This is a genomic window from Providencia sp. AGC89 (genome assembly GCF_053543535.1).
Genome location: NZ_JBIXLP010000072.1, coordinates 48676 through 67496, shown reverse-complemented (window position 1 = coordinate 67496; position 18821 = coordinate 48676). Strand labels below are relative to the sequence as shown.

The 18821-nt window shown below is 36.8% G+C and carries 15 protein-coding genes; 7 read left to right on the top strand and 8 right to left on the bottom strand.

The genetic code is table 11. From position 1 onward, the window contains the following. Positions 1–639 precede the first annotated feature (639 nt). The 5 genes from pcnB (at position 640) to panD (ending at position 4761) form a co-directional block, all read left to right on the top strand. Positions 640–1983: a polynucleotide adenylyltransferase PcnB gene (gene pcnB, locus ACIPUA_RS16465; protein WP_206074972.1), complete on the top strand. Its 1344-nt coding sequence runs from the start codon at positions 640–642 to the stop codon at positions 1981–1983. Between the two features lie 20 nt (positions 1984–2003). Continuing rightward, positions 2004–2495 carry a 2-amino-4-hydroxy-6-hydroxymethyldihydropteridine diphosphokinase gene (gene folK / locus ACIPUA_RS16460; protein ID WP_042848194.1) on the top strand — a complete coding sequence of 164 codons (492 nt, stop codon included), beginning with the start codon at positions 2004–2006 and terminating at the stop codon, positions 2493–2495. Between the two features lie 58 nt (positions 2496–2553). Next, a complete protein-coding gene (panB, locus tag ACIPUA_RS16455) occupies positions 2554–3345 on the top strand; it encodes a 3-methyl-2-oxobutanoate hydroxymethyltransferase (protein WP_042848196.1) in 792 nt (263 codons plus the stop codon). Positions 3346–3376: 31 nt separating this feature from the next. After that, positions 3377–4240: a pantoate--beta-alanine ligase gene (panC, locus tag ACIPUA_RS16450; protein WP_048608094.1), complete on the top strand. Its 864-nt coding sequence runs from the start codon at positions 3377–3379 to the stop codon at positions 4238–4240. A 140-nt stretch (positions 4241–4380) separates the two neighbouring features. Next, positions 4381–4761: an aspartate 1-decarboxylase gene (gene panD, locus ACIPUA_RS16445; RefSeq protein WP_042848200.1), complete on the top strand. Its 381-nt coding sequence runs from the start codon at positions 4381–4383 to the stop codon at positions 4759–4761. A 57-nt stretch (positions 4762–4818) separates the two neighbouring features. On the opposite strand, the gene ACIPUA_RS16440 is transcribed toward panD, so the two are convergent. The 8 genes from ACIPUA_RS16440 to ACIPUA_RS16405 form a co-directional block, all read right to left on the bottom strand. Next, positions 4819–5358, bottom strand: coding sequence for a fimbrial protein (locus ACIPUA_RS16440; protein WP_449059878.1), 540 nt, complete (start codon positions 5356–5358; stop codon positions 4819–4821). Between the two features lie 9 nt (positions 5359–5367). Continuing rightward, positions 5368–5913: a fimbrial protein gene (locus tag ACIPUA_RS16435; protein WP_042848204.1), complete on the bottom strand. Its 546-nt coding sequence runs from the start codon at positions 5911–5913 to the stop codon at positions 5368–5370. 16 nt (positions 5914–5929) lie between these two features. Continuing rightward, positions 5930–6952, bottom strand: a complete 1023-nt coding sequence (locus ACIPUA_RS16430) for a fimbrial protein (RefSeq protein ID WP_129466338.1) — start codon at positions 6950–6952, stop codon at positions 5930–5932. A 15-nt stretch (positions 6953–6967) separates the two neighbouring features. Next, the gene (locus ACIPUA_RS16425; RefSeq protein WP_226619096.1) at positions 6968–9442 is read right to left on the bottom strand and encodes a fimbria/pilus outer membrane usher protein; all 2475 of its coding nucleotides are present in this window, start codon (positions 9440–9442) and stop codon (positions 6968–6970) included. A 129-nt stretch (positions 9443–9571) separates the two neighbouring features. Then, positions 9572–10249 carry a fimbrial biogenesis chaperone gene (locus ACIPUA_RS16420; protein ID WP_042848213.1) on the bottom strand — a complete coding sequence of 226 codons (678 nt, stop codon included), beginning with the start codon at positions 10247–10249 and terminating at the stop codon, positions 9572–9574. A 49-nt stretch (positions 10250–10298) separates the two neighbouring features. Further along, complete coding sequence (locus tag ACIPUA_RS16415) at positions 10299–10844, bottom strand: fimbrial protein (protein WP_042848214.1); 546 nt, start codon at positions 10842–10844, stop codon at positions 10299–10301. 710 nt (positions 10845–11554) lie between these two features. Beyond that, positions 11555–12325 (bottom strand): ABC transporter permease, encoded by a 771-nt coding sequence (locus ACIPUA_RS16410; RefSeq protein WP_042848215.1) that lies wholly within the window; start codon positions 12323–12325, stop codon positions 11555–11557. Continuing rightward, a complete protein-coding gene (locus ACIPUA_RS16405) occupies positions 12322–13263 on the bottom strand; it encodes an ABC transporter ATP-binding protein (protein ID WP_042848216.1) in 942 nt (313 codons plus the stop codon). The genes ACIPUA_RS16410 and ACIPUA_RS16405 overlap by 4 nt, the downstream gene beginning before the upstream one ends. A 257-nt stretch (positions 13264–13520) precedes the next feature. Between ACIPUA_RS16405 and can the strand changes: the two genes are divergently transcribed. Both can and ACIPUA_RS16395 read left to right on the top strand, forming a co-directional pair. Beyond that, positions 13521–14174 (top strand): carbonate dehydratase, encoded by a 654-nt coding sequence (gene can / locus ACIPUA_RS16400; RefSeq protein WP_042848217.1) that lies wholly within the window; start codon positions 13521–13523, stop codon positions 14172–14174. Positions 14175–14600: 426 nt separating this feature from the next. Continuing rightward, positions 14601–18785, top strand: a complete 4185-nt coding sequence (locus tag ACIPUA_RS16395; RefSeq protein WP_449059877.1) for a two-partner secretion domain-containing protein — start codon at positions 14601–14603, stop codon at positions 18783–18785. The last annotated feature ends 36 nt before the right edge of the window (positions 18786–18821 follow it).

The window sequence follows — 18821 nt, the reverse complement described above, 5'->3', positions numbered from 1 at the left end:
GTTTATATTGGTTACCCCCTGCATTTTTATGGTATTTTTAAGCTATCTTGCTGTTTTATCTAAATTTAGTATTATCATTAATACTAAATAATACTCATCCATTACACCTAAAATTTTAGAGGGCTTAAAATTAGCCATTTTTTTGGCCAATGATTAAAAAAAACAAATAACCTAACGCCCTAAAATAGCTTAAAATAAGGCATTGCAGGTCATATCTTACGAAAGCAAAAATAAATTATGCTATTTTTTGAGTTAATTTTATTGGTAAAATTAATGATTAGACATGACTTTTATGCGTTTAACCATTCTCAAAGAAACTTCTGTGAGCTATGATTAGCCGCTTATTTTGTTTAATGAATATTGGTAATCACATCGAGGTGTACTATTTTTAACCGTGTAGCAAATTTCTGCCGTAATATTTTATCTCGCAATACAAATGCATCAGATGAAGATGCATCACAGCATCGTGACATTTTACGAGATACTCAGGCAGCCGGTAAAAGGCCAGTCACTCATTCTGCTGATGCGCAAACTGCATCAAAAGAACAGAACACTAAGCAAACTCATAAAACAGCGCCTATTAAAAAAACGGTTCGTCAATCTCAACGTGCCGACCCTACGCCTGAGAAACACACCATAATGACAACCGTTAACGACGAAAACATTACTGTTATTCCCCGTGCGGAGCACTCTATTTCCCGTAGTGATATTAGTGATAATGCTCTAAAAGTCCTCTATCGATTAAATAAAAGTGGCTTTGAAGCCTATTTAGTCGGCGGAGGGGTTCGCGATTTACTTTTAGGTCAAAAACCTAAAGACTTCGATATCACCACCAATGCAACACCGGAACAAATTCGTAAGCTATTTCGTAATTGTCGCCTAGTCGGCCGCCGATTCCGTTTGGCTCATATCATGTTCGGTCCTGAAATTATTGAGGTGGCAACGTTCCGGGGGAATCATGACCAAAATGCTTCAGAAGATAAAAACCTGTCTTCTCAAGCACAAAACGGCATGTTGCTGCGTGATAATATCTTCGGCTCTATTGAAGAAGATGCGATTCGTCGTGACTTCACAGTGAATAGTCTCTATTACAATATTGATGATTTCTCCGTACGTGACTACGTTAATGGGTTAAAAGACTTAAAGGATGGGGTTATTCGCTTAATTGGCGACCCTGAAACCCGTTACCGTGAAGACCCAGTTAGGATGCTAAGAGCGGTACGCTTCGCATGCAAACTCAATATGAGTATCGAGCCAAAAACCGCAGATCCTATTTATTCACTCGCTCATTTATTAAAAGAGATACCGTCGGCAAGGCTGTTTGAAGAATCACTTAAGTTGCTACAAGCTGGGCAAGGTTATACCACTTATATGATGCTCAAAAAATATGGTTTATTTGAGCAGCTATTCCCTGTTGTTGCTAGCCGTTTCACTGAAAACGGTGACTCACCAATGGAAAAAATCATTGAGCAAGTCCTGAAAAATACCGATTTCAGGCTTAAAAATGATAAACGCGTTAACCCTGCTTTTTTATTTGCGGTTATGTTATGGTACCCCGTAACCGAGCATGCTGAAAAGCTTACTCAGGAGGGCGGATTGGCTTATTATGATGCCTTTGCGCTGGCCATGAATGACATTTTAGACGAACAATGTCGGTCGATTGCAATACCGAAACGTATCACAACCACAATGCGTGATATTTGGTTATTACAACTTCGATTACCTCGTCGTCAAGGCCGCCGTGCAAATAAACTAATGGAGCACCCTAAATTCCGTGCTGCGTTTGATTTATTAGAACTAAGAGCCAATGTCGAAAACCGGAATGAACTACAAGAATTAACATTGTGGTGGGCGGATTTCCAACAAGCTAATAATAGCAAGCAGCGTGAGATGATTTCCGAATTAGGCAATATGCCAACGCGTCGGCGTCACCGCCCACAACGCTCATCAAACGCTGGGGCTCGCAAGCCTAATAAGTCATAGTAATACATAGAGAGAGTACCATGGAACAAGTCTATATTGCTGTAGGAAGTAACCTTGGTAAGCCACTACAACAGGCTCAGCAAGCTATTGCAGCATTAGATGCGATTCCTAACAGTCGTGTCGTTTCAATCTCTTCTATTTATCGAACTAAGCCTTTAGGGCCACAGGATCAGCCAGATTTTCTCAATCTGGCTGTATTACTAGAAACAGATCTCGAGCCCGAAGAGCTACTTGATCACACACAAAAAATCGAATTAGATCTTGGACGAGTGCGTAAAGAAGAACGTTGGGGTCCTCGCACTCTTGACCTTGATATCATGCTTTTTGGTAACCGAGTTATCCATACCCCCCGGTTAACCATTCCACATTACGGGCTAAAAGAGCGGGAATTTATGTTGTATCCGCTCAGTGAAATTGCCCCCACCCTAGTTTTTCCTGATGGCGAAACGCTTTTGGAAAGACTCACACAAGTTCCTCGCAATGGCCTGACGCTTTGGGACATTACCCCTTAAAGTGTGCAACCTCTTATGAGGTATGGTCGCAAGGAGATCATTTCCGGAGGTTATTATAATGAAACCAATTTCTCTGGCTGATTTATGTCAGTTTAAACAAGACAAACGCAAGTTCGCAACCATGACAGCCTATGATGCTAGTTTTGCTCAATTATTTTATGAGCAAGGAATTCAAGTCATGCTCGTTGGCGATTCACTTGGCATGACTATTCAGGGCGAGTCTTCCACATTACCCGTTACCGTTGAACAAATTGCTTATCACACACGTTGTGTTCGTAAAGGGGCTCCAAACGCCTTTATCATCGCTGATATGCCTTTTATGAGCTACGCCACACCAGAACAAGCTTGTGCAAATGCCGCTATTTTAATGCAAGCAGGCGCCAATATGGTAAAAATTGAAGGCGGCAGTTGGTTGTGTGACACCGTAAAAATGCTATGTGAACGCTCCGTTCCTGTTTGTGGCCATCTTGGTTTAACACCACAAGCCGTCAATATACTCGGGGGCTATAAAGTCCAAGGGCGTGATGAAGTGACTGCTAATCAAGTCTTGAAAGATGCAATCGCCCTCGAAAATGCAGGAATGCAATTATTAGTACTTGAATGTGTTCCTACTTCATTAGCGAGTCATATCACTGAAGAATTACTGCTCCCCGTTATTGGTATTGGCGCAGGAAATGAAACTGATGGTCAGATTCTCGTTATGCATGATGCACTTGGTATTACAGCCCGCCCACCAAAATTCGCTAAAAACTTTTTAGCGCAAGCGGGTAATATCAATGATGCTATCCGCATGTATATTCAAGAAGTGGAAGATGGGATTTACCCAAGTGAAGCTCACTCCTTTTCCTAATTGACTACAAAAAACCATAAGGAACACACGTATGCTTATCGTTGAAACGGCACTTATACTACGCCGTGAAATCCGTCGCTGGAAACAAGAAGGCAAACGTATTGCACTTGTGCCAACAATGGGCAATTTGCATGATGGTCACTTAACACTCATTGACCAAGCTAAACAGCAAGCTGATATTGTTATTGCCAGTATCTTTGTTAACCCAATGCAATTTGATAGGCAGTCTGATTTAGCAAATTACCCGCGAACGTTGCAAGAAGACTGTGAGAAATTAAAACGTCTTGGTATCAATTTAGTTTTTGCACCTTCTCCTCTCGAATTTTACCCTGACGGGATGGAAAAGCAGACATATGTTGAAGTCCCTGAACTATCAACGATACTAGAAGGCGCAAGTCGTCCGGGGCATTTCCGTGGTGTCGCAACTGTTATTACTAAGCTGTTCAACTTAGTACAACCTGATATTGCGCTGTTTGGTAAAAAAGATTATCAGCAATTACAATTGATTCGTAAATTAGTTAATGATTTATCATTCGATACCCAAATCATCAGTATTCCAACAGTTAGAGCAAAAAATGGGCTAGCCTTAAGTTCTCGCAATAATAATTTATCTGCTGAAGAGCAAAAAATAGCCCCTCAGCTTTATCAAATTATGTTACAAGCCGGGCAAAAATTAGCAGAAACCCCTAGCATTGCAAATGACCTTGTCAATGAAATGGAAGAGTCTTTACGCCAAGCTGGTTTTACACCAGATGAGCTATTTATTCGTGATGCAGAAACCTTGTTACCCCTTAATGGGTCGAGTAAACGAGCCGTCATCCTGATGGCAGCATGGTTAGGGCAGACTCGACTAATTGACAATTTGCAAGTTGACCTTCCCGTCGATATTGCATAAAAACAAAGTACTTATAACAATAAAACAACACACTGCAATTACAGAGTTTACAGCTAGGCGTTCAATAAACGAATCTCTAGGAGATTAAGACTAGGGAGGGAGAACGTCAACAACGCTGTGGGCCGAATGAGGAAGAAAAAATGTTAAGAAGAATGTTGCAAGGAAAACTACACCGCGTCACTGTTACTCAGGCTGACTTACACTACGAGGGCTCCTGTGCTATTGATCAAGACTTCATGGATGCAGCCGGTATCCTTGAATACGAAGCGATTGATATTTATAACGTTGATAACGGGGAACGCTTTTCAACTTACGCGATTTCAGGTGAACGAGGTTCGAAGATTATCTCTGTGAATGGCGCGGCTGCACGTCGTGCCGCTGTTGGGGATAAACTTATTATTTGTTCTTATGTACAGATTGAAGATGAAGATGCTCGCCTTCATAAGCCTAAAGTCGCTTACTTTGATGAAAATAACGTCATGAGTCGTGTGGCAAAAGCGGTACCCGTGCAAGTGGCTTAACATAAGACTAAAGCGTCATCATATTAATGGCGCTTTAGTTTATTCAATATCTATTATTTATTGATAGGTCACTTCTATATCCATCGAAGCATTCGCGATACCAGGAGTAACTACACTATCTGTTTGTACATAATACGATCTAAGTATAAGTGTTCTTTTTCCTTCAACGCCACTATATGATGCCAATATACTGCTATAAAATCCTATGGTTACACTGCTAGTTCCGAAATCCAATTCCGTCTTTATTCCGACCCCTTTAGCACTTCCAGGCAAAGGACTCAACATTAGTAATTCACGATCTCTACTAGAATTATTTCCCCGAAAATTAAAGTAAATGGTAGCATCTTTATCGCAGTTAAAATCAATCCGCCAATCTACCTTTTTAGATTTCGTATTGATACCAGAACCAAAACCACTCCAACCAATTATGTTGTCACCAAGATTAACATTGAATGTTTTCGCAGATTGAACTGAACACGTGTTTGCAGATACTCGCCCTGTAATATTAAAAATAGCATCATAACTCATAGATTTTGTAGAAAAAAAGAGCAGTGCTATTGCAAAAACATAAGTCGCATATCTAATATTTTGATTCATTGCTTTTCCTTAGTTATTTCGCACAACAAATGTAATAGAGGCATTTGCATCTCCTCCTGTTGCACTGTCTGCTAGTTGCTTATAACGTGCGCGCAATTGAACCGTATTCATTCCTGATGTTGTTCCCGCAAAACTAATTAATGTGCTCACTTCATTCGCATTTTTTTCTTCCCAACGCTTATTCTCTGGTGAATAAGCTTCAATTTGAATGGCCATTCCGCTTGCTGAACCAGCTGATTTATCTAACTCAAATAGTTTATTATCTAACTCGGCTGGCGTACCTTCTAATACACCGACCACTTGCCGCTTGTCCGGTGAACAATTAAACGCCAAATCAAATTCCACCCAATCAGTGACTGAATCGCGAGCAAAGTTACGCCCATTTCCCTCTAAAAACCAAGTCCCTAAATCAATATTCTGTGCTGCAGAGAACACGGTACACGACTTAGCTTTGATTGAGCCGCTAAAATTCACCTTGATATATTCGTCCGCGACAAGAACATTCATATAGGTTAAAGAAAATAAAAAAACGAGCAAATTAATTATATAATTCATTGATAATTTACCTTTTCTATTTATACACAAGGGTAACCGTGACCTGTGCATTACCATTAGTCGCTTTCACTTCATTAGACGTTTTGACGTACTTGAATTCAAATGTCTTTGTAATAATCGGGCTTAGACTCGTTTTATCTAGCAGAGAATATACATAACTATTAGATAATGAGCGATCTCCCCCCAACCTCAACGGAGATGACTTCCCAGATTCATATACACGTACAGCAAATCCTGGGTTCTCATTGTTATTTTCCAAATAAATGATATCTGTATTGATGTTACTGGGGTGCAAATTATCTGCGATCGTATAGGCAACAGACATTATTTTTGGACAATTAATCGTGATCGACTGCTGAGCATGACCAAAAGTATCACCTATATTAAGTGAACGAACTTTAGCAATATCGTGAACTCCAAGATCAACAGATTGACGAACAGATGAAATAGAGCAAGTACGCTGTGCCCATGAAATTAAAGTTGATGCAGGTAATATTTCGCCAACTGATGATATCCAATTCATATCACCAGTGCATTGCACTTTAATTGTGCTAAAATGTGTAGCAACTTTTTCTGACCCTTCAATATCCCCTTGAACCGTTTTGATATACATCATCCGCGTTTCAAGTTGTAGTGCCGATGAGCCATCAACTGCATTAATTTCGCTATTACTTCCCGTTAATGGATACCATTGACTCGTTCCTTTTTGCCTTACACCAACCACATAACCAACACCATCAATCCCAGTACTAAAAACAGGGTAACTACCTGAACCATCATTAATAGTCATTCCGGTCGGCTGACTATTAGCTTGTAACATAAATTTAAAATTTCCCGAATTTTCTGCAACACATAATTCATGGTTAGCGCTAGGTTCAAATTGCTTCCATCCATTACCGAGTATAGATTCACGGGGAAGTTTATGTGCCGCTGAATCAATTTCTAAATCCCCTAAATTGACACGAAATTGCCCAATACTGCATGCACTAAATGAAAACAATGTAATACCAATCGAAGTAATAATCTGTTTTATATTCATATTAAAAACCTATTCTCAGTGGCAATTAACAGGCAATATAGGTAAATGCTGTTTTAATTGTTCCGCGGTTAATTGGTATTCTGCAATGCATTGTTCTTGTAAACTTTTACCCCATTTTATCTGTAATTGCCCTTGTTCCGGCATTCCACTGAGATAAACATCACCATTATCGCCCACAATACCTGTACTTATATTTTGATCATCACTTTGAGAGAATTGTGCCATTGCACCAAAAGGCACAGGTTTGCCATTATGCGTTACAGTAAATAATAGTCTGTAACCCACATGCGTTTGATAACTTGCCAGAATCGCTGCACCTTTCGTTGGTACGACACTCACGGTATTCGTTTTTAATTCAACATTATCTGGTAATGAATCTATGTTGAGCGTAATTTCATTTTTCGTATAAGGGTTTAAATAAGGAATAATTGCATAACCACGAGAGTCCGTTGAAATATTTGCTCGGTTTGAAACTTGTACATTTTTCGCCCCAGGAGCACGGACAATAGCAAAAGTATCATTGATTGGCTGAGACAATGTGATTCCATGTGGATGAGCGACAACGGCCCCCGTTAGACCATAGTTCGCTCGTTGTGAATATTTATCATATCCATAAGCCGCATTTGCAACCCCATAGCTTCCCCGATAAGATGCTGATGCATTTCCGCTCGCACGTGTTTCTTTATTCCCATAGGATTGTTGAATAGCATAATTAAAATTATTACTCTCACCTAAAGTACCACTTATCCCCATCATTGCATCCGTATTACCACTGTTATCAGCTGTAACGCTGCTGTTTATCGATGTGTAGTTGCCTGATGAATCATTCAAAGGAATAGTCATTGAAAAAGAAAAATAGTTATCCGCTTTACGTTGATAAGCACTATCAGTATAACTGTAGCTAAAATTGTAAGTGATCCCGCCAATATTATTATTATAACCTGCATTCAATGAGCGTTCTTTACCTGAACGGTTCCAATAATCTTGCTGATAACTCGAAAAATAGACATTACCGAATTCATTTAGTGATTGGTTAAGCGAAACCTGAAAACGATTTTTTTTATTATTACGATAGATTTTAGGCTGATTGCTATTTGCTTCACTAAATGTATAAAACCCTTCAGTTGAATAACGATAGTTTGCTAACGTTACTGAAGTACCTGTAGACGTGACATTTTTAGAATATTGAAAACGATATGACTGCCCGCTATCAGTATTGTCTTTCCCTAATAAGTTTTGGCTATTAGCTTGTGTTATATCTGCCGATAATGCCCCAAAACTTCCTAAGTTAATCCCCATTCCTGCCGCATAAGACTGGTAGTTTTTGGATAATAAAGTCCCTGCATACCCCGTAATACTTTTGGGTAATCCATAAATAAATGTACTTTGCAAAAAGTTTGGCTCAACCTCACCTGAAGTATTAGACTTATATTTCCCTCCAGTTAGTGAATATTTGAGCTGTCCTTCACGTTGCATTATGGCAATTGATGAAAAAGGAACTACAAATGAACGTTCAGAACCATCTGCTTCTTTAATCAAAACAGTCAAATCACCGCTGGTTCCTGTTGGGTATAAATCATCAATTTCAAATGCTCCGGGCGAAACATAAGATTGGTAAATAACATAGTTATTTTGTTTAACTGTAACTTCTGCATTACTTTGTGCTATACCACGAATAACGGGTGCAAATCCCCTCATTGAACTAGGTAGCATAGATTCATCACTTCGTAACTGTACGCCTCGAAATTGAAATCCTTCAAATATTTCACTTGGTGTAGCAGTATCACCTATTGTTAATTGTGATTTTAAATAATTAATTCCTCTTTCTAAACTGGTTTCAATGTTCTCCCACTCACGCTTCCCATTATTATCTGTATAGGTTGAGTAGTTTTTTAAACGCCACGGACCTAGGTTTCCAGTACTTCGCAAATTAAAGTAATGAGAATTGGAGTCTTTAGACTTATTGCGGCTCCAATTATTTGAACCACTATAATAATAATTTAAGACCAAAGCGGGAACACCGTTTTCCCACTGACTTGTTGGCACAGTACCTAATGCTTGCTTGTCCATCGCAATTTGAGGGATCGAAATATTTAACTTTTGTTGATTCAATTCCAATATAGATTTTGCATCAGGTATATATTCGCTGATAGGAACAATTTCTTGTTTTTCAGGAAGAGCTTTTAACGCAGGAATTGCATCAACTTTAACACCCCAAAGTGCTAATTCTTCTTTCGTTAATAGGGGAATTAGCTGATTTGACGACTTATCCTTAATGAACTCAACGACCTTCGATTCCATTAAAATACCATTTACAATTACATCAACATGGTATTCCCCTGCAAGCTGGCCACCCGGATTAGCAAATTGATTTAAATTCGGTAAATCTGCAATATTTTGACCATCAACCACACTTAATGAGCTTGGGCTAAAATAGTCATCAGCAAATGCATAATTAACATTCATACCAGTGAAAATAATTGCAGCCACTGCCTGACATACTTTCTTTAACCGAAAATACATTACCCAATTATGCGAACAGGTTATAGCATTAGCACAACAAATTGATAAGAGTTGTTTTCTTGGAATACAACGCATAATGTATATTCTTCCAACGAATTATTTTAATGTCTGAGTTTTTGTTTTTGTTATCGTTCCATGATCATTAACAGCACTCCAAGTCACCTGATTTGCTTGGATTTCTGAAATATTCCAAGTTGCTTCTCCCATTGGAGGCACCATGCCAGGATCAGTAATTTTTTTATTGCCAATTTTTAGTTCACCAAATGACACATAATAAGGTGTTGGGTTTTTAGATTTTAAGCTATTTCCTTTCTTTTCAAAGGTGAGCTTTTCATAGGCAGTAAATGCATCTGCTGTTGGTAAATCCACTGGGCGATAAATTAACTTAATTTTATTATTAATTGAGATAGTTAAATTATTTGTTGCATTAGGGTCAGACGGCGGTATTGATTTAACATTTAACCAATAAATAGACTCTTTATCTGATGGTAATTTAGGATCCGTTAATACAATTCGAATTGCATTTACTGATTCAGGCTCAATACGAAAAAGAGGCGGTGTTACTGTAAATGGTATTTTCTGTTTTTCACTATCATCAAAACTATTCACCCACGACTGAACAAGAAAAGGGATTTTTTCATCGTTCCGAACTGATATAGAGGCTTCTTTTTTATTACCTTCATAAATGACGCGCGTACCACCTAAAACCACACTAGCATTTACGTTAACTGCTGTCATACATAGAAGTACTAGCAAAATAAGAGATTTTTTCAAAATTTTCCCCTATCAAAAAGAGGGAACAATCGTTCCCTAATTAAGTTAATTATTGGTTGTATTGAATAGTTACTGTGACATCAGCATTCGCTTTACCTGCTGTAACTTCATTCGCAGTTGTAACGTAGCGTGCGTAATAGGTTTTCTCACCGCCATTACTCGTTAAATCAATACCATCAGCTTCAGTGTCTGGAGTATAAAAATTTGTTCCATTTACATCACCAGAAATACCAATACCAACACCTGTTGCTTCACTAACCGCATATAGTTTGTTGTCATCAGCATGTGCCGTCCCACCGAAAGTAACTCGTGCCCGAGTTAATGTTGCAGGGCAGCCACTTAAGCCTATTGTTAAAGGAACAGCTTCTGTTAATTCACCGATTTTATCAAAGGTATTTGTCATCCAAGTACCCAGTTGCACAGTACCTTCATTTTTATTTGTATTATTAACTTCAATAGTGCAAGTTGTATCAATAAATTGCCCTTTAAAATTTATCGTACCTCTAGCATTACCACTATCAACCGCTGCATGTGCCATGCCCGATAATGACACAATAATAATTGATGTCATTAATACAGATTTTTTTAAAATCATATAAACCTCTTATATACCAGTAAATAATTATTAATTATGTACAAGACTAGTAGTTAAATTACTTTTAAATACTTAATACCCCATATATTTAATTCACAAAAAGTATATTAGCTTTTTTAGATAAAATCCATATTAAGAGTAAACTCGCAAATTTAATTTAAGGAAAGAATTAAATCCATAATTAAACTTATTGACAATGATCATTTAGAGAAATATATCAAAAAATAAAGAAAAACCATTTGTTAACGATAACAAAACAAGCTAATTAAGTTAAAATATAATTATAACCAGCTATAACAACTACTTTGTCTACTTATAATAAGCACGAGTTAATAATATAAATACTTTAATTGTATTTTGAGTCTTTAACTCTAAATTTTAATTACATCAGAGATAAATAACTATATATTTTGAAGGGGGTGTTATAAATAACCGTTTATTTATTGAAAAAAGCTATAGATTTAGTTCGGAATATTCCGAATGAGATGTTATAAACCTTGCAGTTTCCCAATAAAACTATTTCATATGTAAATAATCGCTAAATTTATTCCAAAATTTATACTACCAAACTTAATCTCTAATAAACTAAGTATTTTTACCAGTTAATTTAATTTTAAATCACCTGCGTATTTATACTTAAAAACTGACCATATCTAATTAATTAAATAACAAATTTAGATATGGCCTTAAGAAAAATAAAATATGCTAAGTTAGCTGCGTAACCCTCTACCTTGCTCAATTAAATACCAAGTCAGCAAATAGAAAACAACCAAGAAAATCATAAGCACCCCAAGGGTAATTCCGATAGAAACATCAGCAATACCTAAGAAACCGTATCTAAAACCACTAATCATATAAACGATGGGATTCAGCTTGGATACTGCTTGCCAAAATGGCGGTAGTAATGACAATGAATAAAAAACACCCCCCAAATAAGTTAGTGGTGTTAATACAAAGGTAGGAACAATGCTAATATCATCAAATGTCTTGGCAAAAATAGCATTCAATAACCCAGCTAATGAAAACACAATTGCAGTTAATAGAAGTGTCACTATGACCATAACCCATGAGTGAACCTGTAATGGAATAAAAAATAGTGATACTAAAGTAACCAAGAAGCCAACTAAAATCCCTCTTGCAACCCCCCCACCAACAAAACCAGCAATAATAATATGGGTTGGAACTGGAGCAACAAGTAATTCCTCAATGTTTTTCTGAAATTTAGACCCAAAAAATGAAGAACATACATTTGAGTATGAGTTCGTGATCACTGCCATCATTATCAGACCTGGTACTATAAATTGCATATAGTCCACGCCCCCCATATCACCAATTCTAGAACCTATCAGGTTACCAAAAATGACAAAATACAATGACATTGTAATAACTGGTGGTAACAAGGTTTGTACCCATATACGACCAAATCGAGTAACTTCTTTTATCCAAATGGTTTTCAATGCAACCCAATATAATGAGATCATGACACTATCCCCTTTTCAGTCACATTATTTTCTTTTTTAACCAAGTTCACAAATAACTCTTCTAAACGGTTAGCTTTATTACGCATACTTAAAATCTGAATACCTTGCTCACTAAGTTGACTAAAAACACTGTTCAGCCCTTGTTCCCTTTTGACATCAACTTCAAGAGTTGATGTATCAATTAAACGGGACTCATACCCCAATAACTGAGGGATAGGACTTTTGGGTACTAAATCGAAAATGAACGTTTCTGATTCCAGTTGGCTTAACAATTGTTTCATACTGGTATTTTCAACTAATTCGCCATGTTGAATAATACCAATATTACGGCACAACATTTCAGCTTCTTCCAAATAATGTGTCGTTAAAATAATGGTTGTCCCTTGCGCATTTAAACTTTTTAAAAATGTCCACATTGAGCGGCGTAATTCGATATCAACTCCAGCGGTTGGTTCATCCAAAATTAACAGTTTCGGTTGGTGCATTAATGCTCTAGCAATCATTAAACGGCGTTTCATACCCCCAGACAAATTACGCGCACGCTCGTTACGCTTCTCCCATAAATCAAGCTGCGACAAATATTGCTCGGCACGTTGTACAGCCACGGGCCGAGCTACGCCATAGTAACCCGCTTGGTTAAGCACTATTTGTAATACTGTTTCAAATGGGTTGAAATTAAATTCCTGAGGGACTAAACCAAGTTGCTGCTTAGCTTGAACAACTTGTTTTTCTAAATCGTAGCCAAAAACTTTTACAGAACCACTAGTTTTATTAACTAATGAACTGATGATGCCAATTGTTGTAGATTTACCCGCGCCATTTGGCCCTAACAAAGCATAAAAGTCTCCATCTTCAACGCTTAGGTCTATTCCTCTTAGGGCTCTCACTCCACCAGGGTAGGTTTTGGTTAACTGTGATAACTCAAGTGCATATGTCATATGTAAAAAAAACCTTTATTCTTAAGACGGTTTACAGGCAATATAATCTTATGATGCCACTTTTTTCTGTTCTATGTTATGCAGAAAAGAGATAATTGATTTATTTAAAATAATTCAATGAGTTAGTAATTAATGGTTGTCTTGTCTAAAAGAGAGGTTCATCATAAGGATACTGTAATTAGTATAACTAATTATTATTTAATCAATAAATGTTGTATAAGATTTTATCGCAAAGTAACACAACTAGGCTATAAGTCATGATGAGAAAAATCGAAGAGCTGTTTGCTAACAATGAAGCATGGTCAGCATCAGTAAAAGAACAAGATCCTGAATTCTTCAAAGAATTATCAAAAGCGCAAAAGCCGAGATTCTTATGGATAGGCTGCTCAGACAGTCGAGTACCTGCAGAAAAATTAATTAACGCAGCCCCTGGTGATCTATTTGTTCACCGTAACGTCGCTAACTTGGTTATACACACAGACCTCAATTGCTTGTCAGTTATACAGTATGCGGTTGATGTGCTTCAAGTCGAACATATTATTATCTGCGGTCACTACGGCTGTGGTGGGATTGAAGCTGCTGTTGATAACACCGAGCTCGGTTTAATTAATAACTGGTTGCTGCATATACGTGATATTTGGTATCGCCACAGCTCAATGTTAGGTGAACTCAAACCATGCGAGCGCCTTAACCGCTTATGCGAACTAAACGTAGTTGAACAAGTTTATAATTTAGGCCATTCAACAATTATGCAATCAGCTTGGAAGCGTGGACAAAATGTTATGATCCACGGTTGGGTTTACGGGATTAATAATGGTCGTTTACAAGATTTACATATCACTGCAGACAGCAGAGAAAAACTTGAACTCTGTTATAGAGAAGCTATTGCAACATTAACTCAAAAAAAATAATTTAAATTCAAAGCTCTCATATGAGGGCTTTTTTATTTAATCCAAAATTAGAGTAATATAAAAATAAAATAAAATAGAGATTCATTAAAGGTAATAAATAACAAAACAAAATATATATATTCAATGAAACTTAACATTAACTCCAAATAAGAAAAATTATGTAAGTATAGACATTTAAGTATTAACACATAATTATCCTGCCGCAGAGTAAACCTTATTCATTGATACTAAAGGACTTAGTAAAAAAAACTACATTTTAATCCATATTTAGTTTATTAATGGTATTTAATTTTATCAAATAAAAAACAAAGTCAGTTAAACACTTTTAAATATACTTATTTTTTAATTCTATCATAATTTACTGGCTATAATGGAATATTATTAGTTTATAAATATCAATCTCCAATTATATTTAGGGATATTTCTATGAGTTTGCCTATTAAAAGTGGGTCATCAACCCCCACGTTAAAACTAAAACCAATCGTTTTATGCGTTTCAGCAATTTTAGGAGTTACCTCTATTGCTCACGCAGAAATAATCAATACTAACGGTGCTGGTGTCATGAATCAAAACAATGGTCCTACCATTGTTCATATTAACAAACCTAGTGATAAAGGTGTTTCTCACAATATATACAGTAAGTTCGATGTTGATAAAAACGGCGCTATTCTAAATAACAGTAAAGATAATGTTAATACACAATTAGGCGGTTTAATTAACGGGAACCTTAATCTATCAGGTGGTGAAGCAAAAGTTATCCTAAATGAGGTTAACTCTAATAATGCAACTACCCTGAATGGTATGGTTGAAGTTGCGGGTAAGAAAGCTCAAGTTATTGTCGCTAACCCATCAGGTATTACTTGTAACTCATGTGGTTTTATTAATACTGAAAGTACAACATTGACGACTGGTAAGCCTTTGGTTTCAAATGGTGAACTCCTTGGCTATAATGTTGCCAAAGGGCAAATCATTGTCAATAATAGTTTAAATTCAGACTCACCAACAGAGCTTATTTCTCGTTCTGCGCTCATCAATGGGCGGTTAAAAGCTGAAGAAATTAAAGTGGTTACCGGCAATAATTTTGTTGATGCGAATGGAACTGCAGTAACGTCTGTTGCGGGTACAGGAAGTCGTCCATCTGTCGGTATTGATGTCTCTGCGTTAGGTGGTATGTATGCGGATAAAATTACCTTAATTACCACAGAAGGTGGAGTGGGTGTAAAAAACCAAGGAACTATCTTAGCCGGAGATCAAGGGCTATCCGTTAACACGGCAGGTGGGTTGACTAACTATAAGAGAATTGAATCTTCTGGTAATATTAATATCAATGCTGACACCTTGAATAACAGTGAAGCTGCTATTACTGCCAAACAAGATCTTAATATAATCGCTAGAAAACCTGGTGAAATTGATACGACTTTTAATAATCAGGGAGGCCGCCTTACTTCAACCTCTGGTGATATCAATTTAACATCCCATAGCCTGATATCAAATACCAGGGGTGGCATAATTAATGCTAAAAATAATGTTGGCATTAAGTCCAATGTTATTCAGAATGGTGGTGGTTTAATTAAAACTGAAACAGGCGATATTAATGTCGATACTAGAGACACTCTTTATCAATGGCGTGATACTTCAAGATCTGAAGATAGAATTATTGCAGGCAGAGATGTCAATATTAATGCTGGCCGTATTTATAACGAAAATGCAAAAATTAAAGCAGGTAGAGATGTCAATATAACTGCAGGTTATAGTGAAATTACTAACTCATCCATTACTGCCAATCGTAAACTAGCACTTAATGCTTATACACTAAAAAATAAAGCATCATCAATTACTGCGAAGAATGCTAAATTAGATTTAATCGTTTCAGATGAAATTAGTAATGATGCAAACTCAATTATTAGTAGTGGAAGAGGATTAAATATTACCGCTAATAAGCTTACCAATAAAGGAAAAATAGTTTCTGCGACAAATACAGCTAGCACCACACCAACCTATATATCCAATATTAAAGCCAATAATATTCAGAATAACGGTGGGCATATCTCAGGTGACCAGCTAAATATTGAGTCAAACACCATTGATAATGGACTGGGTTTTATTAATGCAAACAAACTCAATGTTGATGCTAACTCACTAAGCAACAGTGGCGGATATATTCGTTCATATAATGATATAACGCTTAATGTTAATCAGTTATATAACACATACTCGAATAATTTCAATCAAGTTGCATACAAATTTGGATTAGCTAATAACGTTGGTGGGATTGAAACTTTAGATGGCGGTATCACTGTCAATGGTGATATAATATCCAGCGACTATGGTTTCTTTAAAAGCGAAATAAGAGAAAGAGCTGCTAGCAAAGGTGGAATAGAGTTTAATTTAACAGGAAACTTTGATAATAGAAGAGGTGAACTAAACAGCGATAGAGATATCGTTATTAATGCCAAAGAGATATATAACTATGATGCTAAAATAAATTCAGGTGCAAAAATAAAACTGAAAGGCTCTGATGGAATCTATCACCGCTATAGTGAGCTTAATTCTAAAGATGTAACAGAGTTATACACTCCTTATTTTTCATCTACTGATTACAATCAAACTTATAGTCTAGATGGTACAGGTATCATTTATAATACTAATGGCCCTAATATTATTCACATTAAAAAACCAACTGATAAAGGTATTTCACATAATACTTTTGACAGCTTCAATGTGAGTGAAAAGGGTGTTATTTTCAATAACAGTAGTTCAACGACTAACACTCAATTAGCAGGAAGCATCTTCGGTAATAGTAACTTAACTGCTGGTAATGAAGCTAAAGTTATTTTAAATGAAGTAGTTTCTAACAAAACTAGTGTTATAAATGGGATGATGGAAGTTGCAGGCAAAACAGCGCAAGTGATTGTAGCTAATGCTTCCGGTATTACCTGTAATAGCTGTGGGTTTATTAATGCATCACGTGGTGCCTTTGTAGCAGGCACCCCTCTTATGGCTGGTGATAACTTAATTGGATATAACGTCAATAAAGGCAAAATCACAGTTAATAACCACCTAACATCCAATAATACTATTGACCTTATTTCCTCTGCTGTATTGGTTAAGGGTAAGGTCGAAGCCAATGAGCTAAATATATCAGCAGGCGCGAGTCTGTTTGACCCAAATGGTAAGACACTTTCTAGCTTGTCGGAAGCTTCTTATGATCCAAATTTCAATGGTATCACTGTTGACTCTAAAGGCAGCTTAAATGCCAACAAAATAAACCTGAATGTTAATGTTAAACACAATTATTTAAAGAATAAAGGGTTAATCAATGCTGGAAACGGTGGGTTAACTGTGGATTCTTATTCGATAAATAATACAGGAACCATAAAAAGTAAAGGGGATATTAATATAACTGGCACCCCAGATGTCAACTACCTTCATGGAACTGAAATGGCGCTTCTGAATGATAAAGGAACCATTATTTCAACTGATGGAAGCATCACTATTACCGCTATTACTGGTTACATAGCTAATATGTATGATGGCTTAATCAGTGCAAAGAAAAACGTCAACCTGAATCTTCACTCCACCTCCACCATTAACAATACAGGCGGTTTAGTTTTAGCTGAACAAGGCGATATTAATGTTAAGAACGGTCTTGTTTATAATAGGCAAAATAGCAATAGTAAATACGGAAAAAATAGGCTGATCGCAGGCCGAGATATCAATATTACTGATGCTCGGATAATAAATGAACATTCAGCTATAACAGCTGGGAGGGACTTTAGCTTTACGGGCACTGAATTAGAGAATCGTTCTAGTGCCATTAATGCTAATCGTCGTGTGAATATTGACGGTACTTACCTATCAAACAAAGAATCGGTAATTAAAGCGGAAACGGGTCGAATGGACATCACCGCCAGCAGAGAAATCATCAACGATACTGTATCGACTATTAGTAGCGACAAATTGATGAATATCACATCACCGAAGCTAACCAATGTTAAGAGTAGTACTATTGTTTCTAACAATGGTAAGTCCACATTCAACATTGGTAATTTGGTAAACAATTTAAGCTATATTAAAGGTTTTGATCTTAACTTTATCTCTAAGTATCTAGATAATAGTAGTGGATTAATTAAAGCTGACAATAATATAGTGATGAATGCTGAATACGTTAGCAATACCAATGCTGCCGACTTTAAAAGAGGTACCTTCCACCTTGGCTTATCATCATCTCAAAAAGGCGGAATTATCGCTAATGATGGTAGCATTAATATCAAAGGTTATCAGCTGAATAATAAGTCAGGGATTATTCAGACAAATGCTATCTTCCCCGCAGCAGGGCAAGCTGACATTGATATTACAATGGGCAACGAAATCATTAATAACTATGCTCAAATTAATAGTGCAGGAAATCTAAATGCGAGTGCGAACGAGATTTCTAACTATGACGGTATTATGAGTGCAGGTCTTGATTTAACGGCTAAAGCAGACTATTCTATTTCTAATTATTATGGAAAAATCAGTTCAGGAGATATCACTACACTGATTACGCCTTACCTTGATAATAAGAATGGAAAGATTACTGGTTATCCTGTAATTATCGAGAATAACTAAAAATAATTCATTGAAATTTCAATGAGAATAAACAAA

Bases quoted from the DNA above. Each gene is read 5' to 3' on its own strand.
- pcnB (WP_206074972.1), top strand. From the start codon at position 640: ATGACAACCGTTAACGACGAAAACATTACTGTTATTCCCCGTGCGGAG.
- folK (WP_042848194.1), top strand. From the start codon at position 2,004: ATGGAACAAGTCTATATTGCTGTAGGAAGTAACCTTGGTAAGCCACTA.
- panB (WP_042848196.1), top strand. From the start codon at position 2,554: ATGAAACCAATTTCTCTGGCTGATTTATGTCAGTTTAAACAAGACAAA.
- panC (WP_048608094.1), top strand. From the start codon at position 3,377: ATGCTTATCGTTGAAACGGCACTTATACTACGCCGTGAAATCCGTCGC.
- panD (WP_042848200.1), top strand. From the start codon at position 4,381: ATGTTAAGAAGAATGTTGCAAGGAAAACTACACCGCGTCACTGTTACT.
- ACIPUA_RS16440 (WP_449059878.1), bottom strand. From the start codon at position 5,358: ATGAATCAAAATATTAGATATGCGACTTATGTTTTTGCAATAGCACTG.
- ACIPUA_RS16435 (WP_042848204.1), bottom strand. From the start codon at position 5,913: ATGAATTATATAATTAATTTGCTCGTTTTTTTATTTTCTTTAACCTAT.
- ACIPUA_RS16430 (WP_129466338.1), bottom strand. From the start codon at position 6,952: ATGAATATAAAACAGATTATTACTTCGATTGGTATTACATTGTTTTCA.
- ACIPUA_RS16415 (WP_042848214.1), bottom strand. From the start codon at position 10,844: ATGATTTTAAAAAAATCTGTATTAATGACATCAATTATTATTGTGTCA.
- ACIPUA_RS16410 (WP_042848215.1), bottom strand. From the start codon at position 12,325: ATGATCTCATTATATTGGGTTGCATTGAAAACCATTTGGATAAAAGAA.
- ACIPUA_RS16405 (WP_042848216.1), bottom strand. From the start codon at position 13,263: ATGACATATGCACTTGAGTTATCACAGTTAACCAAAACCTACCCTGGT.
- can (WP_042848217.1), top strand. From the start codon at position 13,521: ATGATGAGAAAAATCGAAGAGCTGTTTGCTAACAATGAAGCATGGTCA.
- ACIPUA_RS16395 (WP_449059877.1), top strand. From the start codon at position 14,601: ATGAGTTTGCCTATTAAAAGTGGGTCATCAACCCCCACGTTAAAACTA.